The organism is Caulobacter sp. D5, assembly GCF_003185805.1.
Lineage (GTDB): Bacteria > Pseudomonadota > Alphaproteobacteria > Caulobacterales > Caulobacteraceae > Caulobacter.
The window spans coordinates 1-2,414 of record NZ_QHJY01000509.1 but is presented as its reverse complement, the minus strand read 5'-3'; the positions used below and the strand labels follow the sequence as shown (position 1 = coordinate 2,414).

Annotated in this window: 3 protein-coding genes; 1 reads left to right on the top strand and 2 read right to left on the bottom strand. The window is 71.4% G+C overall.

What is annotated here, in order from left to right; all coding sequences use genetic code 11:
* Positions 1-816 (bottom strand): hypothetical protein (locus DMC18_RS24530; RefSeq protein WP_110133397.1); only part of this gene is annotated, 816 nt, incomplete at its 3' end.
* 179 nt (positions 817-995) lie between these two features.
* On the opposite strand from DMC18_RS24530, the gene DMC18_RS24525 reads away from it, so the two are divergent.
* On the top strand, positions 996-1,541 hold the full coding sequence (locus DMC18_RS24525) for a PAS domain-containing protein (RefSeq protein WP_110120663.1): 546 nt from the start codon (positions 996-998) through the stop codon (positions 1,539-1,541).
* Positions 1,542-1,669: 128 nt separating this feature from the next.
* On the opposite strand, the gene DMC18_RS24520 is transcribed toward DMC18_RS24525, so the two are convergent.
* Positions 1,670-2,414 (bottom strand): class I SAM-dependent methyltransferase (locus tag DMC18_RS24520; RefSeq protein WP_110133396.1); only part of this gene is annotated, 745 nt, incomplete at its 5' end.

The following is a 2,414-nucleotide window of genomic DNA, read 5'->3' as shown; positions in this document are numbered from 1 at the left end:
GTAGGTCTCGGTGGTCAGGATGCTCAGGATCTTCACGCCGGCGCCGTAGCGGCGCAGCAGCGAGCGCTCGTTGCAGTCGCGGGCCGGGCGCTGCGGACGGCAGACCAGGGTCCCGCCTTCGCCACCACGAATACCGGGCGTGTGATAGAGCGCCTCGTTCTTCTGGCAGATATAGGTCTGGGCGCCGCGGCCGCCGGTGCTGACGTCGATCGTGCTGTCGTACTCGCCGATCACGTACTGCATGCGGCTGCCGGCGATGCAGCGATAGAGCTCGCCGTCATAGAGGTCGTCGATGTCGCGGTCGGGCGTGACCTGCGAGGCCGGGTGCGGGATGTCCTTGTCGTCCAGGCAGACGGCGCGGACGACGACGCGCTTGAACTTGGTGCGGGTGGCTTCATAGGCCGTGCGGCGGGCGGTCTCGCCGCCGATCACGTTGAGGCCGTCGATATAGCCGGTTGCCTGCGGGCCCGAATAGTAGCCGCCATGCGCGCCGCCGCCGTAATAGACGGTCGAGCTGGCGCCCGCGCCGGCCCCGGCGCTGCTGCCGGCCGAGGCGTTGGCCGAGGCGCTGGCATTGACGTTGACGTTCACGTTGACCGAGGTCTTGCCGCCGCCACCGCCGTTGCAGCCGCTGTTGCAGCCGCTCGGCGGCTTGGGCGGACGCGGGGGCGCCGGCGGCGGGGTGCAGCAGCTCGGAGGCGTGGTCGTGCAGCCGCTGTTGCACTGGGCGTAGGCGACGCCGCCCACGAAGAGTCCGGCCACGGCCGCCCCGATGGCGATCCACAGCTTGGACACGGTCAGTTTCGGCGCCGTCATGGCGTCTCCCCTTCACACAGCGTGCGTCTTCCAGCCGGTTCACCAGCAAGAAGCGCGCCATGGACCCGCCGCGCCTCGACTCTGTGCCAAGACGATACGACGGGGCCCCTGGCCCGGTTCTCCTAGCAAGCCCCATGCGGTCGATCTGGACCGCGAAGTGGACCCGCCAGGGGACGACGATGTTCCATCCAAGCACGGAACGGTTGATAGACTATTGGCGAACCCAGGCCGGTGCCGCGCGCATGCCGGCCCGCGCCGATGTCGATCCGGGCGATTTCCTCGATATTCTGTCCCAGGTCTTCATCCTGGGACGCTCGGCCGGCCGCTATCCGTTCCGCCTGACCGGCGGCTTCGTGGCCGATCTGCACGCCCGCGACCTGCGCGGCGAGGACTCGCTGTCGCTGTGGGCGCTGTCGCACCGGCTGGAGGTGAAGTCGGCCCTGGAGGTCGCCCGCCGCCGGGCCGAGCCCGTCGTCGTCACCGCCGACATCCGCGCCCACGGCGTCGCCTCGGTCGGCATGGAGGTGCTGCTGGCCCCGATGACCGGCGCCAGCGGCGAGGTCGACCGGTTCCTGGGCCTCTACCAGCCGATCGCCATGATGCAGCGCCTGATGGGCCGCCCGGCCTACGAACTGGGCGTGCGCCGGATCCAGGCGCTCGGCCCCAACAACGCCGAGGCCCCGCGCCTGCGGCTGGCCAGCCTGGACGGCCGGCTGATCGCCTGAGAAGGTTTCCTCCCGGACTCTGGAGCGGGAGGCTTGCGTCGCACTGCCGGGTGCGACGCCGAAGGGATGGAGGGGGACGCTCGGGAGAGCGCCTCGCGGCGGGAGCGCCCCCTCCTCCCGGATTTTATCTAGGCGTCGCCGTTGCGTGCGGTGACGATCCAGCCGGCGCCGTCGATCACCACCGAGCGGTCCTGCGCCTTGGCCGCGAAGGCTTCACGCACCGCGATCTTCGCTTCTTCCACCACCGCCTTGGCCTGGTCGGCCAGGGCTCGGGTCAGCGGGCCGACCTGGAAGGCCAGGTCCACGGCGTCGGCGATCGCAGCCTCACGAGTCTCGCCTTCGCCGAAGACGATCCGGTGGTCGACCGGCGTCAGCGCCACATCGACGAAGCCGGCCTCGCCCAGGATCCGCTCCACCCGCGCCCGGTCGCCGAACGAGAAAGGCCCAGGAGCCTCGGGCGGCGGCGCGGCGGGCAGGCCGACGATCGGGACGATGGCCTTCAGCGGCAGCCGCACCCAGTCGTTCTCGCCCGCTCCGCGCCAGCAGACGAAGGCCAGGCGGCCGTTCGGCTTCAGCGCCCGGCGCATGTGGGCGAAGGCCTGGGCAGGGTCGTCGAAGAACATCACGCCAAAACGCGAGAACAGCAGGTCGAACTGCGCCACCGGCAGCAAAGCCCGGCTGGCGTCGGCCACCTGGAAGCGGGCGTTCGGCCGATCCTCGCCCAGCTCACGGGCCCGCGCCACCAGCGGTTCGGAAACGTCGACGCCCAGCACCCCGCCCTTGGCCCCGACCAGGGCCGCCAGCGCCAGGCTGCCCGCCCCCGCCCCGCAGCCGATGTCCAGCACCTGCTCGCCCGGCGCCGGCGCGGCGGCG